At 55.8% G+C, this 20,074-nt stretch carries 14 protein-coding genes and 2 pseudogenes; 6 read left to right on the top strand and 10 right to left on the bottom strand.

Going from position 1 to position 20,074, the window contains the following annotated elements; genetic code table 11:
• Positions 1-379: 379 nt before the first annotated feature.
• Together OSC10802_RS0108060 and OSC10802_RS0108055 are read right to left on the bottom strand one after the other, a co-directional pair.
• A complete protein-coding gene (locus tag OSC10802_RS0108060) occupies positions 380-1,690 on the bottom strand; it encodes a TldD/PmbA family protein (protein WP_026098275.1) in 1,311 nt (436 codons plus the stop codon).
• 83 nt (positions 1,691-1,773) lie between these two features.
• Positions 1,774-2,658, bottom strand: coding sequence for a Tab2/Atab2 family RNA-binding protein (locus tag OSC10802_RS0108055; RefSeq protein WP_026098274.1), 885 nt, complete (start codon positions 2,656-2,658; stop codon positions 1,774-1,776).
• A 639-nt stretch (positions 2,659-3,297) separates the two neighbouring features.
• Between OSC10802_RS0108055 and rtcA the strand changes: the two genes are divergently transcribed.
• Positions 3,298-4,326, top strand: coding sequence for an RNA 3'-terminal phosphate cyclase (rtcA, locus tag OSC10802_RS0108050; RefSeq protein WP_017716279.1), 1,029 nt, complete (start codon positions 3,298-3,300; stop codon positions 4,324-4,326).
• Here the strand turns inward: rtcA and OSC10802_RS56350 are convergent.
• Positions 4,327-4,437: pseudogene (locus OSC10802_RS56350) on the bottom strand (hypothetical protein); the annotation flags it as partial.
• A 763-nt stretch (positions 4,438-5,200) separates the two neighbouring features.
• Between OSC10802_RS56350 and OSC10802_RS54140 the strand changes: the two are divergent.
• The 3 genes from OSC10802_RS54140 (at position 5,201) to lysS (ending at position 7,964) form a co-directional block, all read left to right on the top strand.
• A complete protein-coding gene (locus OSC10802_RS54140) occupies positions 5,201-5,683 on the top strand; it encodes a hypothetical protein (RefSeq protein WP_017716278.1) in 483 nt (160 codons plus the stop codon).
• The gene (locus OSC10802_RS0108035) at positions 5,680-6,087 is read left to right on the top strand and encodes a retropepsin-like aspartic protease (RefSeq protein WP_017716277.1); all 408 of its coding nucleotides are present in this window, start codon (positions 5,680-5,682) and stop codon (positions 6,085-6,087) included. Before OSC10802_RS54140 ends, OSC10802_RS0108035 begins: the two co-directional genes overlap by 4 nt.
• Before the next feature lie 320 nt (positions 6,088-6,407).
• On the top strand, positions 6,408-7,964 hold the full coding sequence (gene lysS / locus OSC10802_RS0108030) for a lysine--tRNA ligase (protein ID WP_017716276.1): 1,557 nt from the start codon (positions 6,408-6,410) through the stop codon (positions 7,962-7,964).
• A gap of 295 nt (positions 7,965-8,259) precedes the next feature.
• Here lysS and OSC10802_RS0108025 read toward each other — a convergent pair whose 3' ends face one another.
• The 7 genes and pseudogenes from OSC10802_RS0108025 to OSC10802_RS0108000 form a co-directional block, all read right to left on the bottom strand.
• A complete protein-coding gene (locus OSC10802_RS0108025) occupies positions 8,260-10,491 on the bottom strand; it encodes a glycoside hydrolase family 57 protein (protein WP_017716275.1) in 2,232 nt (743 codons plus the stop codon).
• Between the two features lie 47 nt (positions 10,492-10,538).
• Positions 10,539-10,763, bottom strand: a pseudogene (locus tag OSC10802_RS46010) (zinc ribbon domain-containing protein); the annotation flags it as partial.
• Between the two features lie 221 nt (positions 10,764-10,984).
• Positions 10,985-11,227, bottom strand: a complete 243-nt coding sequence (locus tag OSC10802_RS0108020; RefSeq protein WP_017716274.1) for a NifU family protein — start codon at positions 11,225-11,227, stop codon at positions 10,985-10,987.
• A 149-nt stretch (positions 11,228-11,376) separates the two neighbouring features.
• On the bottom strand, positions 11,377-12,027 hold the full coding sequence (locus OSC10802_RS0108015; RefSeq protein ID WP_017716273.1) for a DUF3386 domain-containing protein: 651 nt from the start codon (positions 12,025-12,027) through the stop codon (positions 11,377-11,379).
• Between the two features lie 156 nt (positions 12,028-12,183).
• On the bottom strand, positions 12,184-13,422 hold the full coding sequence (locus OSC10802_RS39185; protein ID WP_017716272.1) for a GAF domain-containing sensor histidine kinase: 1,239 nt from the start codon (positions 13,420-13,422) through the stop codon (positions 12,184-12,186).
• 788 nt (positions 13,423-14,210) lie between these two features.
• Complete coding sequence (locus OSC10802_RS39180; RefSeq protein WP_017716271.1) at positions 14,211-16,031, bottom strand: ATP-binding protein; 1,821 nt, start codon at positions 16,029-16,031, stop codon at positions 14,211-14,213.
• A 171-nt stretch (positions 16,032-16,202) separates the two neighbouring features.
• Positions 16,203-16,433, bottom strand: coding sequence for a type II toxin-antitoxin system CcdA family antitoxin (locus OSC10802_RS0108000; RefSeq protein WP_017716270.1), 231 nt, complete (start codon positions 16,431-16,433; stop codon positions 16,203-16,205).
• 304 nt (positions 16,434-16,737) lie between these two features.
• On the opposite strand from OSC10802_RS0108000, the gene lepA reads away from it, so the two are divergent.
• A complete protein-coding gene (lepA, locus tag OSC10802_RS0107990) occupies positions 16,738-18,549 on the top strand; it encodes a translation elongation factor 4 (protein ID WP_026098273.1) in 1,812 nt (603 codons plus the stop codon).
• Between the two features lie 551 nt (positions 18,550-19,100).
• A complete protein-coding gene (locus OSC10802_RS0107980) occupies positions 19,101-20,027 on the top strand; it encodes a UDP-glucuronic acid decarboxylase family protein (RefSeq protein WP_017716267.1) in 927 nt (308 codons plus the stop codon).
• Positions 20,028-20,074 lie beyond the last annotated feature (47 nt).

Here is a 20,074-nt window from a genome sequence, read left to right as displayed (position 1 = left end):
GGGTTAGGTGTTAGGGGTTAGGTGTTGGCAGTTAGATCTAGCGTTCCTCATATTAGTGAGGTGCTGAGAAACCCGGTTTCTTAAAGAAACCGGGTTTCTGGGGCCGACTTCATTCAAATGAGAGCCCCGCTCTAAGCTGTTACGCTTTTAATATGCTTATAGAAAAAAGGAGGCTCTGCCGACCGAGGCTCGTTCCCAGCCTCTGGCTGGAAACGAGGGATAGAGATGGATAGCATAAATTAAATGCGCAATAGCTTCCCACCATAAACCTAAAACCTAAAACCTAAGACCTAACGTTAGGGGTTAAGGGTTGGGAGAAAAGTTGATAATTAACCCAAGGCCCAATGCCCAATGCGATGATGCCCCATGCCCAATCCCCTTAATTTTTGCCGGTGACAGACAGCCCCCCCACAATCGCAGACGGCGTATAGCAAGCGCCGTTCCAGTCGGCATCGCCGCCTAATTCAAGCAGCTGCTTGAGAGCTGTGTAGACATTACCGGCCACCATTGTGTCTTTAACCCGCCCGACAATCTGGCCATTTTTGACTCGGTAGCCGAGATCGACATTGACGGAGAAGTCGCCAGAGATGCCGGCACCGCCGCCCAGCATCTGGTCCACCACCAGTCCCTCATCCAGCTTGCCAATCAGCTCCAGCAGGGAAAGACTTCCAGGCTGAATCAGCAAATTAAACAGCCCGGGTGTGGGATAGCTGCCCAAACCGGGGCGAAAGCCATTGCCGGTGGTGCCGCCCCCCAGCAAACGACCGGTGCGGCGGTCCGTATAGAAGAGCTGCAAGACCCCGTTTTGGATAAAGACGAGAGATCGGGTGGGAGTGCCTTCATCGTCAAAGGGGCAGCTAAACGGGCCGGCATCAGGTTCCTGGCGAACCGTCAGGGCGTCGGAAATCACCTGCTGTCCGAGCAGATCGCTCCAGGGAGAAGATTTCTCAATTACCAGTTTGCCATTCAGGGCGGACCCGACGGTGCCCCAGAGCATGTCCGCCGCTTTGGCGGTGAACAGCACCGGCACGCGACCGGTCGGGGGCGCGACGTTTTCTTTGGCCCACTCCAGCCGCTGCAAAATGTGATTGGCCAGCGCCGCCGGCTCCAGGCTGCCGCGCTGCGTTTGGCCATCCCCAACGCTCAAGAAATCATCTCCCCGCACCCATTCAGCTGAAAGGTAGCAGCTGAGGGTGGTGTCTGTATAGCGACAGTCCAGCCCTTGAGAGTTGATCAGGCGGGTGGTTTCCACCTCGCAATCCCACTCAGCGGAGCAGAGGATTTCTGGATAGGCGTCTCGAATCAGGGAGATCGCCTCTTTTCCCCAGTCGGCAAGCACTTCGGCAGGCACCGGCGATCCCAAGTCAGGATAGACTGTCTGGCCATCTGCCGCTAGTTCTATCGTTTCCGGTTCATTGAGGTGGCTGAGCGCCAGAGCCCGCTCCACCAGTGTTTGGGCGTCCGCAGGCCCGCAGGCCACCGCCAGCCCCGGACGCCCGTCCCGCCACAGCCGCAGCGCTGTCTCTTCTGACTGGGCGCTTTCCAGCTGTTTGAGCCGGTTCGCCTCAAAAAACACCGGTCGCGACAGGGAACTCACCTGAAACACCTCAGCAGCTTCCGCCCCCGCTTTTGCCGCTAACTCTAGCAGCTGTTCTGGCGACGCCTCTTGTTGCAAATTTTCTGACCCCATGATACCTTGCTCGCGATTAGCTGGCTCGCGATTAGCCATTAGTTAATTGCTAACAGCTAACAGCTAATTGTTCTGCATTTACTTTACGGCAGATTGAGTTCCTGCAGCAGCCAAAAGCCGGCAAAGCTTTCTGATTGCGGACTGGACTGAACTGCTATAAAATGCAAGGTTTCGGCGTTTTGCTTGCCTCGCTCAAATTTCAAAGCTTCCTCTTGAGTTTGCCGGTCTGGCAGATTGGCCAGAATCCAGCTCTCACTGGCTCCGGTTTCCAGGATCAATTTTCCCGGCGGGTTGCCATCAACCTTGAGGAATGCCAGTTCCAGCCCAGACATCCAGCCGGCCAGCGCTAGGGCGCGGTTTGAAAAAACGATGAAGCCCGGAATGGCCGTCTCTGGCGTGATGGGGGAGGCGCTTGCCGAGGTTGAACACAGCGGGAACCCCTCGCCAAAACTTATGTCCCATTCGTGCATTTCGTCAAAGGCACCGGCTTCCAAGGTCACGAACGCCCAGCGGTCGCCCAGCAAGGCGTCGGGCAGGGGCAGGGGTTTCTGCGTCTCGTAGCGCACTGAGGCTGACGCCGCAGCAGTTGCCTGATATCCTGGCTGGTTTGGGTAGAAGTCCTGCATCCGCTCTTGCAACCACCGGTGCAGGGTGACTGTGCGCCGGCTCGGGCTAGCTGCAATCCCCAAGTCGTTGCACGCTTTGGTTATCATATTTGTCATCTGCCTGCGGAAGAAGCGAATTTTTGTCGGCGGTGCCGGTGCGGAGGCGGTCGCTTCTTTTATGGCATTGCCCAGCCAGATTGAATTCACCTCATTCGCCGCACAAAATTTGCTAAACCGAAACAGCGATTCATTACTCCGGCGCGTTTCCAAAGGACTCTCGCATATCAACAGTTCCCAACGTTTTTTCTCTTGCTCGTCCAAAATTGGACGGCTGTAAAAGTCAATTTCCCAAATCGCGCCCATGTTCCTCAGTACAAATCTCGCTTCTTTCGTCCTTCCTCCATCATACGGGTGAAGGGTCAAAGCGCTTTTTTGCCTTTTTGTGGCAGCGGTGCAGCCCTCCGTGGCAGCGCGGCGCAGCATTGGTGTCAGGGGGGCGGCCACGGGGGGCATTAGTGTCAACTTAAGCTGTGTCCCGTAGTCTCTGGGCGGTTGAAACCGCAGCTATACAGACAAAACCCGCAAGGCAAGGGTTTTAAGATTCTAGCTCTTCTCTTAAGTCCAAGGGAGGCGGACTTGGTTGTAGTGCCGCGATTTCAATCGCCAGGAGCTTAAGTTGACACCGATGCCACGGGGGGCCACCCCTACAGCTGAACTGGGCGGTTAAAACCGGCACGGCCAAAACCCCGCACTTCGGGTGTGGGGTGACAGCTCACAGTTCTATCATTTCCGGTCAATTGCCCCTATTAATTTTTCTCTCCTCTTCCTATGTCCTCTTCCTTCTTGGCGTTTTTGGCGTCTTGGCGGTTTATTTTAAAAGTAAATCAATCAGACGTAACATTTACGGCCCGCTCTCCGGCTCGCTCCAGAAACGGTCTGGGTTGATGCCCCCCGTGACTGCCCTGAATTCAGTAGGTTTCCCATCTCTAATCAAAATTCCTTATGATTGTTATCGACGGTTCCTATGGCGAAGGCGGCGGACAGGTGCTGCGCACTTCGCTCAGTCTCGCCGCCATCACCGGCACCCCCATCCGCATTATCGCCATCCGTGCCGGTCGCTCCAAACCCGGACTGGCTGCGCAACACCTCACCGGCGTGCGGGCTCTTGCGTCTGTCTGTCAAGCTTCGGTGTGGGGGGACAAGCTGGAATCAACTTTTCTGGAGTTTATTCCCGGCGCTCCCCCCCAGGCGGGACAGTACACTTTCGAGGTGGGGACAGCCGGCGCTGTCAGTTTGGTTTTGCAGACGGTTTTGCTTCCCCTGGCGAAAGCCTCTGGCGATTCGGTGGTGACGCTGCGCGGCGGAACCCACGTTGCCTTCAGCCCCCCAGTGACCTACATCGAACAGGTATTTCTGCCCACGATTGCCCGGATGGGGGTGCGGGCACAGGTGCGCCTCCGCGCTTGGGGGTGGTATCCCAAAGGTGGGGGAGAGGTGGAACTGCGCGTCACCGGCAGCAGCACCATTAGCGGGCTGAACCTTCTGGAGCGCGGCGCGCTGCAAAAGGTGCGGGGTTTGGCGGCGGTGACGGAATTGCCTTCGCACATTCCTAACCGGATGGCTCACCGCGCTGAGAATTTATTGCGCGAGGCGAATATTAGAGCCACGGTGCAGCCGGTGCGGGAGCGAGGTGTCGCGCCGGGGGCGGGGATTTTCCTGACGGCATCGTATGAGAATAGTTTGGCTGGGTTCAGCAGTTTGGGGCGTTTGGGGGTGCCGGCGGAAAAAGTGGCGGAAATGGCGGTTGAGGAATTTTTTGAGTTCCATAAAAACGGTGCGCCTGCCGATGTTCACTTGGCAGATCAGTTGCTGCTGCCGGCTGCTTTGGCGTCGTCGGAGCGGAGTCAGTACCGCGTGGCGGAAATTAGCACTCACTTGACAACGAATGCTTGGGTTATTGAGCAGTTTGGCGTGGCTGGCATAGCGATAGATGAAGCTGAGAAGGTGGTGGCGGTTGCGCCGGCAGGATAGCTAGCAGGAGAGCCGGCATTCGGAGAGCCGGTTTTCGGAGAGCCGGTTTTTGGAGAGCCGGTTTTTGGAGAGCCGGCAGTCGGAGAGCCGGTTTTTGGAGAGCCGGCAGTCGGAGAGCCGGCAGGTTTAAACCTGCCGCTATACAAACAAAGCCCGCCTTCGCGGGCTAGGGGCGACTCTTTGAAAAAGCTGGTTTCTAGCCTCCCCAATGTTATGCTTGATTAGGTCTAGCTACGAATGCCTGCATTCGGAGAGCCGGCAGGTTTAAACCTGCCGCTATACAAACAAAGCCCGCCTTCGCGGGCTAGGGGCGACTCTTTGAGAAACCTGGTTTATAGCTTCCGCAATGTTATGCTTAATTATGTCTATATCCCTAGCCGGCTTTCGGAGAGCCGGCAGGTTTCAACCTGCCGCTATACAGAGAAAGCCCGCCTTCGCGGGCTAGGGGCGACTCTTTGAGAAATCTGGTTTCTAGCCTCCCCAATGTTATGCTTAATTATGTCTTGCTACCTAGCGGGCATTCGGAGAGCCGGCAGGTTTCAACCTGCCGCTATACAAACAAAGCCCGCGAAGGCGGGCTTTGGCAACAGTAAAATCTGGCACTTATTGCCAATTAGAAGGAGCCAAAGCTTTCTAACCGGCAGCCGGTGCTAGCTGGCTGGTATAGGCTTCGTGCCGCCGGCGCAAATCTGGCACCTGCTAGATTGAAGGTTTGTAGTTGGGCTTTAGCCCAATCCCCTGGGGTACACCCAGCAGCTTTTAGGGCGGCGCACAGCCGCTTGCCAGTGCGCCTAACCCTGCTCACAACCGGCATTACGAAACGCTATAATTAATCCAGAGATTCGCGCTCCATCCTGACTCAGGAGAAATTAAAATGACCGGCATCAAAGAACACCTCGGACAGGAACTAGACCGACTCAGCGAAGAACAGCTCAAACAAGTCGCTGATTTTATCGCCTTTCTCCAATTCCGCGAACAGCGCCTCACTCAGCCAGCCGGTGAGAGCCAGCCGGCAACTCCCCACCCCCACATTCTAGCGGCAGAGAAAAAATCAGAGGAATCCTCCCAACTCGAAAGTCAAGATAGCAAACCTGTCCGGTACAGCAACAACCCCGGCTACCAGCCGACCGGCGAAATTTTGACGATTGAAGAAATCCGCAGCCGCTACCCGCGCCAGTGGGTGCTGATTGCTGACACCGAAACCGACTTCGAGTGGAATGTGTATCGGGGCGAAGTCTTAGCTCACTCAGCCGACCGAGATGAAATAGACAAAGCACTGATGAGGTTTAAACACATCAAGTCAATCGCCATCGAATATACTGGCCCTATTCCTGAAGATTACGCGGTGATGCTGTGAGTGCACAAAGAATTTATCGGTGTTCGCGCTACGGAAACTTACTGCTGGTACAAGCCGCCGCCGGTGGAAGAGATGGCAGTGTTAGGGAAGTTAGGTTGCTGGTAGATACAGGCTCCTCCTATACTCTATTGCGGGTCAGCGTTCTAGAGGCTCTGGGTTGCGACCTGCAAAATCCTCTGCGCCGGCTCACAACCCTCACAGGGGGTGGCACTGTTGCAGCGCCGGTGGTGGCTGTCCCTTGGTTCAGCTGTTTGGGTCATCATGTGGACAATTTCCCCATGCTCGCCTACACTTTGCCGGCAACCACTTTTGCAGATGGTCTGGTGGGAATGGACTTTCTCACCCGTTGTCAGGCCGTCATTTATATTAGAGAAGGCGAGATTCGCTGTCCTCAATCTCCCTAAAGTTGGCAAACTCCCTTTCTCAAACCAACCGGCTTTCTGCCATCTAGTCACAGCGTAGCGCCAGCTATGAAACCCTGTAAGTAAGCTGGCAGACATAATTAATCCTAACAGGTTTGCTGCGCAAAACAACCGCCAGAAACCGGGTTTCTAAAAGAAACCCGGTTTCTTGATGGGCGCAGGGAAAGCGCCGGCGCAGGGGAAGACCTAGGACAGGCGTCCTGCCAGACGTAGGACAGGCCTCCCGCCTGTCCTCAGGATGGCACAACTCCGCCACCTGTATGCTATAATAACGAGCTTGCCCTAACAAAGGATAACAGCGGATGACACGCAGCGAAACAGAAGTACGGTCGCAGAAAGTAGATGAACTGCGGGGGATAGGCATAGAGCCCTATCCCAGCCCGTCTTACCAGCGGTCGCACACCACACAGCAGGTGCACGACATATTTGCCCAACCCGGGAAAGAACTCCAAAACGGACAGACAGACCCAGAAGAACAGTCTCTCCGCCTTTGCGGTCGCATTACCTCCAAGCGCGACAGCGGAAAAATTTGCTTTATTGACCTCAAAGACGCCGACGGCAAAATTCAGCTCAAAATCGAGAAAAGTCTAGTCACCGGCGAAACCGGCTTGTCCTTCGACCAGATTAAAAAACTCCTCGACATCGGCGATTTTGTCGGCGCAGAAGGAATAGCCTGTCGCACCCAGCGCGGAGAGCTCTCCATCCAGGTGCGGGAATTGCAAGTCCTCTCAAAAGCCACCATCCAATTTCCCGACGCCTATTACGGAGTTAATGACCCGGAAACCTGCCGCCGGCACCGGGAAATGGACATGGCCGGCAATCCAGAATCCTTGCAGCGATTTGTCTTGCGCAGCCGCATCCTGCAAAGCATCCGCACTTACCTGTGGAGCGCCGGCTTTTATGAAATAGAAACCCCCACCCTGCAAGCCATTTATGGCGGAGCCGCCGCCAGACCTTTCATCACCCACCACAACGCCCTCGACGTAGATTTGTACCTGCGCATCGCTCCAGAACTCTTCCTGAAGCGGGCAATTTGCGGCGGTTTCGAGCGCGTCTTTGAACTGGGGCGAGTCTTCAGAAACGAAGGCATTGACAGCACCCACAACCCTGAATTCACCTCCCTGGAAGTTTACCAAGCCTACGCCGACTACTTCGACATCCTGGCTGTCGTAGAAGAGGTGATCTGCAACGCAGGCGCTGCTGTTTTTGGCGACCGCAAGCAGATAGGATATCAGGGGCAAATTATCAATTTAGAGCGCCAGTACGACCACACCGGCAGCTATCCCACGTTCACCGGGAAGCACTGGCAAGTCCAAACAATGGTGGGAGCCGTCAAAGATAAAACCGGCTTGGATTTTGACAGCTTGCAATTGCCAGACGCCATCGCCGCCGCCGAAAAGCTCGGAGCGCACCTCTCCAATCTGGAAAAGCAGAGTTTGGGTTACGTCCTCTACACCGTCTTTGACAAGCAGGTAGCGCCAACCCTGATTCAGCCAACTTTCATTATCGACTTCCCCGTCGAAGTCAGCCCCCTCGCCAAAGGACACCGCAGCAAGCCCGGTTTTGTGGAGCGGTTCGAGCTATTTATTGCCGGCACAGAATGCGCCAATGGCTTCTCGGAATTGAACGATCCGAAAGAGCAGCGCAAGCGGTTTGAAGAGCAGCTGGCGCAGAAAAAAGCCGGTGATGACGAAGCGCACCCAATGGATGAAGACTTCATCCAAGCCTTATCCTTGGGAATGCCCAATTGTGCCGGCATGGGAATCGGAGTGGACCGGATCGTGATGCTACTGACAGACACGCTCAGCATCCGCGACGCCATCCTCTTCCCCACCATGCGTCCCGTCAAAGACGCTTAAGCCGGTTCGCAGTGAGGGCTAATACCAATTTTGGATTTTGGATTTTGGATTTTGGATTGAAAAAATGGCAGGAAAGCTTTTTCAGCCAGAGTCTAAAATACTGTCTATCTCAACTGGGTAGAAAGTCCTCACTCACATGCGCTCATTTTCTCTTATATAACCCAAGTTGCTACTTAAGGAGGCAGAGCCTCCTTTCACGGCGTTCCCAGGCTCCGCCTGGGAACGAGGGGTAGTAAGATTCCTCTTGTTCCCCCTCTCCGCGCTTCGGAGAGGGGGTTAGGGGGTGAGGTTTCCGTTACGGCACCTCAATCGGAATCAGACCGTTTTCCGGCAAATAATCACAGAAACGACCGGCATCCGAGAGCAGCAAAATCAGCCGCAGCGACCAGTCAGGGTCCACCGGCAAATCCGCCCAGGGAATCGCCACCTCCAAGCACTTGTTGACCGCCACTTGAGCGCGACCGGCACGGACGTGCCATGTGCTGTGTTCGCCAGCCTCCTGAAACACAAACGAGTGCGTCAGCAGGTTTACCTGCAGGTGGTTGCGGAACCAATAGTTCAGTGGCGCTTCATCCGGAACCTCCTTCAGGGGTGCGGGGCTGTTGTGCATGGGCCGGTCTGCATAGTACCACAGCAAATTCAGTTCCGGCGGGCAGTCCTTACCCGGTCGCGCACCGCTCTTGAAATCCAGCCGCAGGTAGAAATTCAGGTGATCTACGCCGTACCAGAGGCGCTGGATAGCGGAACTGCGGTGCATCGTCCCCCGCGCTCCGCCCACTTCGATGCGACCGGCCTTGTCCCAGTCCTGATCGTCGCCCATGCCATCGATGACCGGATGAATAAAACTTTGTGGGCGGCGATCTCCCCGCACCTCGTGAACTTCCACCCCACGGTACAGCTGTTCGGGCACCGGCTCGCCCAGCGCTTGGTAGAGAGCGATCAGGTGCTCCCGGAACAGCTGGTCGAACATGGCATCCTGGTTGGAGGAGTGACCTTCCCCAAACCACCAGAACCAGTCAGAACCCTCCGCTGCGTACAGCGCCTCCCACGCTTCCGGATTGGTTTTTTCTGTCGCTTCCGGATGATTTGCCAGCACTTGTCGCGCTTGGGCCAGCAAATCCCACGCCCGATTTTTAGCTGGGTCGCCAATCCAGGTTGTCAGGCTGCCATCCACCCAAGAACCGCTGTGCAGCTGGCTGGGGGTCAGGGTTTCTGTCGGGGGGAACTGCTCGATAAACTCGGAAACGGTAACAAGTTTTATGCCGTCATCCTCGCTGAGGGTTTCATAGAGGGCTTCCAGGAAGGGTTTGCCGTCTTCGAGGTAGTGCTCCCAGCAGTTCTCGCCGTCGAGGGCAATGGTCACCAGCCAGGGCTGTTCCAGGGCTGTGCCCCCTTCGGGCTGGCGCTGTTTCAGGCAGCGGGAGATCGCCTCCAAGTGGCCAACCAGGTCAGCCGCCGCCCGTTCCGGCTTCATCGATCCGTAGGTAAAGCCAATCAAATCCGACAGCCGGTGATCGCGAAACACAATTGCCAAGTCACCGTATTCAGTTGGGAGCAGGTAAGGCCGGTACAGCGCCTCCGGTTCGCAGACATTACCCGTAGCGTCCCGGTGGAAAAAGGTTTTCAGCGTCCAGCCCAGGATGGCCTCATCCGAGCAGATCCACTTGAAGCCTTGATCGGCAATGTGGGGCAAAATTGCGGGGCTGACCGCTTGCTCAGATGGCCACAAACCGCGCGGCTGCCGGCCAAATCGGTCTTTGTACATATCCCAAGCTTTGCTCAAGTGGCGGGGAATGTCCTCCTCCCACTGGAAGCGCTGTTCCGGCAAAATCATCTCCGGAATTGCCACCCGACCGGCATCCGTATCGGCCAGCAGCGGCAAAATCGGGTGAGTGTAGGGAGAAGTTATCACCTCCAACTGGCCGGCATCTTGCATTTTCCGGTGTTGTGGTATAATGCGCCCCATAATTTCTTGCTGCTTGGCATAAATCTGCTGCCGGTCAGTGAGAGTAAAGTCCTTCCCCTGCTCTAACCATTTAGCAATTTCTGGCTCATCCCAAAACAGGGGGTCGAACCAAGCCAGGTTGTGCCAAGCGAGCAAATCGCTGTAATCTTGCAGGCTCCAATTTTCCAGGCACCAGGGCCATCCTTTGTCTTGCCGCTGGCCATAGAGCTGCGCGTAGCGGGGGTGGGGGTCAATTAAGGTGTGGTGGTTGGCGTCAAAAAAATGCTCGATGATGAAATACTTCTGTTCCTTAGTCAGTTCTTCGGCTGGCGTCAGCGCCGCTGTCAGGTAAGGGTCAAACGCCGTGCCGGCGACGTAATCCTCGATCTGCACGATCAGCGAGGGAACCAGATTTACCGTTTGGTGCAGCTTTGGATAGCGCAAGAGCAGCAGCACGAGATCTAAGTAATCTTTCGTACCGTGCAGCCGCACCCAAGGCAGCCGGTACTCTCCCGCAGTGCGGCTTTTGTAGAGCGGCTGGTGCTGGTGCCAGATGAAAGCGACGTATAGCGGATGGGGCATGGGATTGCGCTTAAAAACAAACAGGGAAAAGCAGCTTGCTGATACATTTACGCGACATTGTTCCGGGTATTACCGGACAGTGCAACGATGGCACTATCGCCATCAAAGACGATAGAGGCGGTATCCCGCAAAGCTTTCAGGAAAATCCCGAAAGCGCCATTCTAGTCCCGAGATAGCGTAAACCCGCAACTGGGACAGTGGAAAACTTTGGAACCACCTAAACGGGTGTGGGCATGGCCACAGCGAGTGCAAGTCTTGCTGGTGAATTCTTCATTTTTGCTTTCCCTGTTCAATGTATCACTTTTCCGCTATGATGCGTCAGCTTTTTCTCAGCTGTCAGGTGTGGGGTGCAGTGTGGGATGTTTGATCCTATCCGGTTGATTAACCGCAGTTGGGAAATCGGGGCGGGGAATTAGTTACGCCCAATGCCCCGCGCCCAACGCGATGATGCCCAATGCCCCATACCCTGCGGCCAGCGCCCTGCGCCCGCTGACTACAGCACCTGCTCGACTTCTGCAATTTCCGGGATTAATTCGCGAAGCCGGCGCTCAATCCCCATCCTCAGGGTCATTGTCGAGCTCGGACAAGAACCGCAGGCTCCCTGGAGCCGCAGCTTCACAACAGGGCCATCTATTTCTACAAGCTCAACATTGCCGCCATCCGACATCAGGTAGGGGCGCATTTCATCCAAAACAGTTTCAACGTTTTCAGCTGTGAGTTCTAGAGTTTCCGACATGGTTTTCCTCCCAAAAATTTTTCCATGCAATTGAGGGTTATATCGATCCTATCTTGTTCGCCGCCTCGTCTGTCTCGTTGAGCATGCTGTGGGGGCACCCCTTGTGGGTGCCGGCAGCGCATGCTTGCCCGCCAGAAAGCGCCCGACGGCTAAACCGCTACCAGCTCGAGCAGCTTGACGTTGGAGAAGTTGAACTCGGTGGTGGTGACGGAGCCATTTTCCTTGGAGTGGACGACTTGGCGCGTCATCACCCAGTAATCGCCGATTTTCTCGTAGGTGTCTTCAAATTGCAGTTCGCGGATGATGTCATTCGTCTGGGGGTTGCGGAAAACGGCGTCGTACCGGCTGGCAGCGTAGCCCGACCCTGTGTCCAAGCTTTCGTGGGTGTCAATCACAAATGCGATCCGGCCCATCACCCGGCTCACCTGGCAAATTTCGGTGCCCCGGATTTTGTAGTTAGACCCCATCGAGTCGCCTTTGACAAGAATCTCCAGCGCGCCGGTGCCGTCTGCTGTGCCGGTGCTGAAGGTGTTTTTCCCGTGGGACTCCTCAAAGGAGTTCCGTTTGCGGTGGGTGACCACGTCCCGCAGCTGGGTGTAGACACTCTGTCTCACCTCTTCGTCTTCGATGCCGGTGACTTCCACACTATAGTCGCGATTGATGCGAAGGGAGCCGGTGTAGACTTCTTCACCCTGCTTGAGCTCAACATCTGCGCTGTAGCCGGGAAAGTCGCCATCCCAGGTGTACCGGTTTTCGTAAGCGGCTCGAAATAAGTCGCGAGCCGAAGGAAGCTCGGTCATGGAATCCTCTCGGTATCGTTAACTATTTCTTAGTATAAGAATCCTGTCAAAATTTTGAAAACGACCGGCTGCAGGCGAGACGCCCTCCGTCCCGCCCTATCACATTTTCTAGAAGAAGTCAAGTCGAGGGTTCAGTACGGTTCCCCTCACCGGCACTCAATAGAGCGGCACAGTGAAGGTGACTGTCGATCCCAGTCCCTCGCCCATACTGTAAAAATGAATCTCGCCCCCCATTGCTCCCACCAGCTTTTTGGAGATCGCCAGACCCAGACCTCTGCCCGGGTAGGGACTTGTGGTGGAGCCGTGCACTCGAAAGAAAGGTTCAAACAGCCGGCGCTGATATTCCACCGGCACCCCAATGCCGGTGTCAGACACGCGCACTTCCACTATTCCCGGACGCTCTCGATCGTGAACGATCGCCCTCTGTCTGAGCACCTCGGCACTGATCGTCACCCCACCAAAATGGGTGAATTTGATGGCATTGCCGGCCAGATTTAACAGGACTTGCAGCAGCCGCTGGTAGTCGGCGCACACGAGAATTTCCTCAGCGGGCATTTGAATGTTGAGGTAGAGCTGCTTATTGAGCACCTGAGCTAGCGTATAGCGCTGCACATCTCTGAGAAGTTTATTTAAATTGACCGGCAGCAATTCCAGCTGCATGTGAGCCGGTTTAGCCTTGAAATTCAGGATGTCATTCACCATTTCATAGAGATGGAGCGCCGAGCGGTAAGCGTCTTGGAGAAAAGCCCGCTCCTCCGCCCGATCGTCCACCATATCATCTAGAACCAGCGTCAGAGGGGCAATGATGCCGTTCAGGGGATTGCGAATTTGGTCGTTAATCGTGAGCAGGAACTGGCTTTTCAAACGCAAGGCTTCTTCCACTTGCGATCGCGCCGACTGCAATTCCCGCGCCAGGTTAGCGTGAGCGATCGCACTGCCGGCCATATCCGCTACTTCCCGCAGGAACTCGATCTCCTCGGCACCCCACCGGCCTTGGCCATCGCAGTAGTGCAGGCTAATCAGAGCGTTGGGCTGGTCTTGATAGCGGCTCGCCACCGCCAGCACCGGCTCTCGCCCTCCCTGGCTGCCCGCTTCGGGCCGGTCGGCCACCACCACGTCTTTTGTGGCCAGAGCTTGACTCAAATAAGGCTCCGCGCCCTGTTGGATTTGCCAGCCCAGCATCGAAGAAACTGACTCAAGGGCGCACTCAGCCACCACCGGCAAGATGGCGCTATTACTGGTGAGCGGACAGAGGATACAGCGGCTGGCACCTGTTGCCGGTCTTAGCGCTCGAACCGTTTCCTGCCAAATCGTGTTTAAATCCCGAGTGCGGCGGATATTCCTGCCGATTTCCAGCAACAGTTTTTGGGATGTTTCGGATATTTTCTGGGTCACAGCACCCTCCTTAAACGACTCTCACCCCCGAATCCCACAAACAGTCGCCCCTGTCGCCAGGCAATTCAGTTTTTATACTCATCTGCCGGACTTGATTCTGATAACTCAGCTAAACATTAAGTATAGCTTGGTTTCAGCTTTTCTTAATTTTATCAGATTCCGCAGGATTAGCTTATTCTAGGGCGCGTCCGGGACTGCAGCAATCAAGGGATTTTCCTCCCTCTCAAGAAAGAGGAAGAAAAGTTCACCCCCTCACTCCCTCACCCAAGAATCCTGCTTGAAGCTGGCCGCTTATTTTAGGCTGGGGTGGGGCTGCCGGCGGTCGCGCTCTTCGGGGCGAGCCGGCTTGGGAGAAAATCTGTCCGCACCGGCACCGGCACCTCCCCCTAGCCGCAGCCGCTGGCCCAAAAGGCCCGATAAAACTATTCAGACGGAATATATCTGAAAACGATTGTTTGGGACTGGGTTTTCCGTAAATCTACTGAAATTTTGACATGTTCTCTGTGGGGAGCGTTAAAAAATATACTTATCTTTATTGAATCTTTAAAAAAATTTGGATAAAGACAAGTCACTCAACCGGAAAATTCCAGATAGCGTGTGGCTTTGAGGCACAATAAGCGGTCAGAGCTTTTGTAAAGCTCCTGTAAAATAGGGTGGGCGCGGGGCAGGGGGCGCGGGGCAGGGGGCGCGGGGCAGGGGGCATCGGGCAGAGGGAAGATTTTCAGCTTTTGCCCAATGCGATGATGCCCCACTCCCGCCGCAGTGCCCAATGCCCAATACCCAGTGCCCTAAAGAAACAGGTCAATCGGGTCAGGGGGTGGGGAGCAAATCATCACCGGCTCCTGATAGAGGGGCACAGTAAACGTCACCGTAGATCCCAGTCCCTCGCCCATACTGTAGAAATTGACGGCACCCCCCATAGCTTCCACGAGCTTTTGGGAGATGGCCAGTCCCAAGCCGGTGCCGCCGTACTGGCGGGTGCGGGAGCTGTCTACCTGAGAGAAAGACTGAAACAGGCGGTGCTGTTTTTCCAGAGGCACGCCGATGCCGGTATCCGCCACACGGACTCTAACCATCCCCGGGAGTTCCTGATTCTGAACAATCATCTTCTGGCGGATCACCTCCGCGCTAACGCTCACCCCGCCAGAGTCAGTAAATTTAATCGCATTGCCAACCAGATTTAACATCACCTGAAGCAGGCGCTGGTAGTTGCCGAACAGGAGACACTCATCATAGGTTGCCGGCTTTTGCACTTGGAAGAAGAGATTTTTCTGCTGCACCTGGGCCTGCGTCAAGTCCCCGACATCCTTAAAAAGCTCATCCAGCCTCACAGGGCCCAGTTCCAGGTGCATCTTGCCGGCCTCGATTTTGGCGATATCCAGGACATCATTAATCAAATTGAGCAAGTGCAGGGCAGAGCGGTAAGCCTCGCGGAGAAAATCCTCCTGCTCTTCGGGATCGTCTGCCATCCCGTCGATGATCAGCTTGAGGAATCCAATCATACCGTTGAGGGGCGTGCGCAGCTCGTGAGAGGTATTCGCCAGAAACTCGCTTTTCAGGCGGGAGGCTTCCTCAGCTTCCTCGCGGGCTTGTTGCAATTCCTTATAGAGAGTGGCGTGAGCCAGCGCCGTGCCGACTTGCTCCGCCAGCTCCCGCACGAACTCGATCTCAGCCGCACTCCAGGGGCGAGAGCAACCGCACTGGTGCAGGAAAATCAGAGCGTTGGGCCGGTCTTGGTAGCAGGCCGGCACCACCAGAACCGACTGCTGCTGGAAGTCGCCGGCGGGGAGGAACTCGCTGGCAACCGGTTCGAGGGTGGAGATTGCCCGACTCAGGGAGGGATCGTCGGAGAGCGACAGTTCTTGCCCCAGCATAGAAGGGAAAGGTTCTTGACGGTACTCAGCTGCCACCCGCACCGAAATGCTGGAACTGCTGTAGGGGCAGATAATGCAGCGACTCAGAGAGAGCGGCTGGCCCAGACCATTAACCGTTTGCTGGCAAATCGTCTGGAAATCGAGAGTGCGGCGGATATTGCGGGCAATTTTGCTGAGCAGTTTTTGGTAGAGTTCCGATCCCGGAGGCAGGGTGCGGCGGACGCTCCCGACAATTTCGGCCAGGAGTTTTTGGTGGTGGTCGAGGCCAGACCCCTCAACTGTCGGGTCGCTCCCTGACTCAGCGCTTGAGTCTGGCGGGCTGCTGTGCGCCTCGCGCAGCAGCCGGCCCATCACCAGAACCGCAGTCACGTCTGACGAAGAGGTCAAAATAGGGCTGACAGCCAGCTCGAAGAGAAAATACTGCTCGGCGTAGCGAAACGGATAGGTGAACCGTTCTGGAATCCGGCAAAGCAAAACCCGCCGCACCCGGTCCATATAGGGTGCGAGCGCCACCGGCCCGAACGTTTGCTCGAGCCTTAGTCCCACAACTCGCTCGGGCAGAAGACCGTAACCCTCAGCCGATTGCCAGTAGAAGGAAAGATAGACGCCGCTGGCGTCTTGAGTGAATGCCAGCTCTGCCCCCAGCCCTCGCAACCAGAGAGAATTTTCACAAGTCGTAGATGCTAAGCCTGGAGATTGAGCCACCGAAAGCTGGTTCTCAGCAGGAGAGGTCATCAGATTTCCACAAAAGAAACTGCCGCGCGTGAATCCTGACGGAGTTATGGCGTCACCCGACACAAAGAGCGCCGGTCACAGGGGGTGAGGTTTTTTCCCACCAAACCGTCCCCGTGCGCCAGACCCGTTGCCCGGTGGCCGGTGCGCAACTGCCGCAATTAGCAATTCGCTTCAATCATTCCATTCGCCTCTGGGCGGCACGGGTGGGTTTCTCATCAGGTGGCGAGTCAGGTCGTCATCCCGACCCACTTCCCCGCGCAGCCACTGCCGCAGAGCGGTTTCAACGATCTTGCTGGGGTCGTTGGTGAGGTGCTTGAGCTGGTCTACCAGTTCGGAATCGATATGGACGGAAACTTCTACTTTCTCAGCTGAGCGGCGAGTGTCAACAGCAGGCTCATTCATAAACAGAAATCCTAATCACAAACAACGAAGGGGCGAGAGCAGCTAGCATGGCTGACAGCAACTGGACTGACTCGCCATTGAGGAGCGCGGTCGGTCCTGGATTCGCTGCAGCGACGACCGGCATCCGGGGTGGCAAGTGCGTTCCCTAAAGCCTATTCTACGACGCTGCTCTATACACTATAAGAAGAGGCGCAGCACCTTAAGCGCGAAGAAAGCATTAAAATGCACGCGCTTGGCTTCTGCCCTTGCAACCGCTGTCCCCATCCCACTGGTTTTGAAGCTGAGAGCAGCTTATGCTAAGCGTATGACTGACGTCCCCGTCTCTCGCATTCGTAATTTTTCGATCATTGCCCACATCGACCACGGCAAATCCACCCTGGCTGACCGCCTCTTGCAGGCCACCGGCACGGTGGATGCGCGGGAGATGAAAGAGCAGTTCCTGGACAACATGGAGCTGGAACGGGAGCGCGGCATCACTATCAAGCTGCAAGCGGCCCGGATGAACTACAAGGCCAAGGATGGCCAGCTCTACGTGCTCAATTTGATTGACACTCCGGGCCATGTGGATTTCTCCTACGAGGTGTCCCGCAGTCTCGCCGCCTGCGAGGGGGCGCTGCTGGTGGTGGACGCCTCCCAGGGCGTGGAGGCGCAGACTCTGGCCAATGTGTACCTGGCCCTGGAGCACAACCTGGAGATTATCCCCGTTCTCAATAAAATTGACCTGCCCGGTGCCGAACCCGATCGGGTGAAACGGGAAATCGAAGAAATCGTTGGCCTCGATTGCAGCGGTGCCATTCTCGCCTCGGCAAAAGAGGGCATTGGCATTGACGAAATCCTGGAGGCGATGGTGCACCGGGTGCCAGCCCCGCGAGATACAGTGGCTTCCCCCCTGCGGGCGCTGATTTTTGACAGCTACTACGATCCCTATCGCGGCGTGATCGTTTATTTCCGCGTTATGGACGGCACGGTAAAAAAAGGCGACCGCATCCGGCTGATGGCTTCGGGCAAAGAGTACCAGATTGACGAGTTGGGCGTACTCTCCCCCAGCCAAACTCAGGTGGGCGAACTCCACGCCGGCGAGGTGGGCTACCTGGCAGCAGCGATTAAAACCGTCGAAGACGCCCGCGTCGGCGATACGATCACTCTAGCCCAGGCACCGGCAGCGGAACCCCTCCCCGGCTACGCCGAGGCCAAACCGATGGTGTTTTGCGGTCTGTTCCCCACCGATGCCGACCAATTTCCCGACTTGCGCGAAGCCCTGGAAAAGCTGAAATTAAATGATGCGGCGCTGCACTACGAGCCGGAAACCTCCAGCGCTATGGGTTTCGGTTTCCGCTGCGGCTTCCTCGGGTTGCTGCACATGGAAATCGTCCAGGAGCGCCTGGAGCGGGAATACAACCTGGACCTGATTGTTACGGCTCCTTCTGTAGTCTACCGGGTGACAGCGACCAGCGGTGAGGTGGTCTATGTTGACAATCCCAGCCACTTGCCGGAACCTCACTACCGCGAGAAGATTGAAGAGCCTTATGTCCAGGTGGAGCAGATTACGCCGGAAACCTATGTCGGCACCCTGATGGAACTCTGCCAGAGCCGGCGCGGCGTGTTTAAGGACATGAAGTATCTCACCCCAGAGCGCACGGCGCTGATTTATGAATTGCCGCTGTCTGAGGTGGTGACGGACTTTTTTGACCAGATGAAGTCCCGCTCGCGGGGGTACGCCAGCATGGAGTACCACCTGATCGGCTACCGCGAAAATCCTCTGGTGAGGCTGGATATCATGATCAACAATGACCCAGTTGACGCTCTGGCGATGATTGTCCACCGCGACAAAGCCTATTACGTCGGGCGGGCTCTGGTGGAAAAGCTCAAGGAACTGATCCCCCGCCACCAGTTCAAGGTTCCGCTGCAAGCTTCTATCGGCTCTCGGGTGATCGCTAGCGAGCACATCCCCGCCCTGCGCAAGGATGTTCTGGCGAAATGTTACGGTGGCGATATCAGCCGCAAGAAAAAACTGCTGCAAAAACAAGCCAAGGGGAAAAAGCGGCTGAAGGCGATCGGCACGGTTGATGTGCCACAAGAGGCTTTCATGGCGGTACTGAAGCTGGATCAGGGCTAACCCCTGAATGTGGGTAGCGGTGGCGGAAGTGCGGTTGAATTCGATGACAATTTCGGCCTCGCACGAGGCTGGTGCAAAACTCTTTGCGCCAAGGGAACCCCACCCCCCTACCCCCTCCCCGTGCACGGGGAGGGGGAGAAAGAGAGGGAGAAAAGAGACGCCTCTAGCTGACACGGCACTCGCCCCGGCTTTTTTCCAGCTTCCCACAAAGCTGTCCCAACCTTTGATGCCGCAAGGCTTTGCGCAGAGCTTGCGCAGATCGAGCACAGCGTGCGTAATTTAAAGATTTGATAAATTTTTGGCGGCTGTTGACCATGACAGCCGCTTTTTTGCTAAGTTGCTATTGCGTGTGATTTTCTTGCGGGTTTTTGGGCAGCCTAAAGAAGTAAGGATAGATTCGGCGTGCCGGGTTCAAGGCGGATGCGCTCTCGGAAGAGCCAGATGTGAGAAGGACTAATACAGTCTCCCCTTCTCCCCATCCTCACCTGTGTGCCGACTGCCAATTGTTGAACTTTAGTCTCGCCCTGTCCAAAACTGGATAAGTTGCAAACATGAGAATTTTGGTCACAGGTGGCGCGGGTTTTATCGGTTCCCATCTCATCGACCGGTTGATGGCAGATGGGCAGGAAGTTATCTGCCTGGATAATTTCTACACGGGCCACAAACGGAACATTCTGCAATGGTTAGACAATCCCAATTTTGAACTGATCCGCCACGACATCACGGAACCGATCCGCCTGGAAGTGGATCAGATTTACCATCTGGCTTGCCCCGCTTCGCCGGTTCACTACCAGTTCAACCCCGTCAAGACTATCAAAACCAACGTCATGGGGACGATGAACATGCTGGGAATGGCCAAGCGAGTGAGGGCGCGGTTCTTGCTGGCTTCCACGTCAGAGGTGTATGGCGATCCCGACGTGCACCCCCAGAATGAGGATTATCGCGGCAGTGTCAACTGCACCGGCATTCGCTCCTGCTACGATGAGGGCAAGCGTGTGGCGGAAACTCTGTCTTTTGACTATCACCGGCAAAATGGCGTGGACATTCGGGTGGTGCGCATTTTCAACACTTACGGCACCCGGATGCTGGAAAATGACGGTCGCGTGGTGAGCAATTTTATTGTGCAGGCTCTTCGCGGAATCCCGCTGACGGTGTATGGGGATGGCTCCCAAACCCGCAGTTTCTGCTATGTCTCCGACTTGGTGTCAGGGCTGATCCGGATGATGAACAGTGAGTGTGCCGGGCCGGTGAATCTGGGCAATCCGGATGAATACACTATATTGGAACTGGCTGAGAAGATCCAAAATATGGTGAATCCAGATGCGGAGATTATATTTAAACCCCTGCCCCAGGACGATCCCAGGCAGCGGCAGCCAGATATCACGCGGGCCAAGACTTGGCTGGGCTGGGAGCCTACCGTTCCTCTGCAAGAAGGGTTACAAAAGACTGTAGATGATTTTCGGGGTCGCATCAAATAAAGAAACAACCGGCAATACCGATCCGGGAATGGGAAATGAGGTGCTCT

This window comes from Kamptonema formosum PCC 10802 (assembly GCF_000332335.1).
Lineage (GTDB): Bacteria > Cyanobacteriota > Cyanobacteriia > Cyanobacteriales > Oscillatoriaceae > Oscillatoria.
Note: the sequence above shows the minus strand (reverse complement) of the source record. Positions and strands in the feature narration are given on the sequence as shown.

Coding starts and splice junctions, on each gene's coding strand:
- OSC10802_RS0108060 (WP_026098275.1), bottom strand. CDS start 1,690: ATGGGGTCAGAAAATTTGCAACAAGAGGCGTCGCCAGAACAGCTGCTA.
- OSC10802_RS0108055 (WP_026098274.1), bottom strand. CDS start 2,658: ATGGGCGCGATTTGGGAAATTGACTTTTACAGCCGTCCAATTTTGGAC.
- rtcA (WP_017716279.1), top strand. CDS start 3,298: ATGATTGTTATCGACGGTTCCTATGGCGAAGGCGGCGGACAGGTGCTG.
- OSC10802_RS54140 (WP_017716278.1), top strand. CDS start 5,201: ATGACCGGCATCAAAGAACACCTCGGACAGGAACTAGACCGACTCAGC.
- lysS (WP_017716276.1), top strand. CDS start 6,408: ATGACACGCAGCGAAACAGAAGTACGGTCGCAGAAAGTAGATGAACTG.
- OSC10802_RS0108025 (WP_017716275.1), bottom strand. CDS start 10,491: ATGCCCCATCCGCTATACGTCGCTTTCATCTGGCACCAGCACCAGCCG.
- OSC10802_RS0108020 (WP_017716274.1), bottom strand. CDS start 11,227: ATGTCGGAAACTCTAGAACTCACAGCTGAAAACGTTGAAACTGTTTTG.
- OSC10802_RS0108015 (WP_017716273.1), bottom strand. CDS start 12,027: ATGACCGAGCTTCCTTCGGCTCGCGACTTATTTCGAGCCGCTTACGAA.
- OSC10802_RS39180 (WP_017716271.1), bottom strand. CDS start 16,031: ATGACCTCTCCTGCTGAGAACCAGCTTTCGGTGGCTCAATCTCCAGGC.
- OSC10802_RS0108000 (WP_017716270.1), bottom strand. CDS start 16,433: ATGAATGAGCCTGCTGTTGACACTCGCCGCTCAGCTGAGAAAGTAGAA.
- lepA (WP_026098273.1), top strand. CDS start 16,738: ATGACTGACGTCCCCGTCTCTCGCATTCGTAATTTTTCGATCATTGCC.
- OSC10802_RS0107980 (WP_017716267.1), top strand. CDS start 19,101: ATGAGAATTTTGGTCACAGGTGGCGCGGGTTTTATCGGTTCCCATCTC.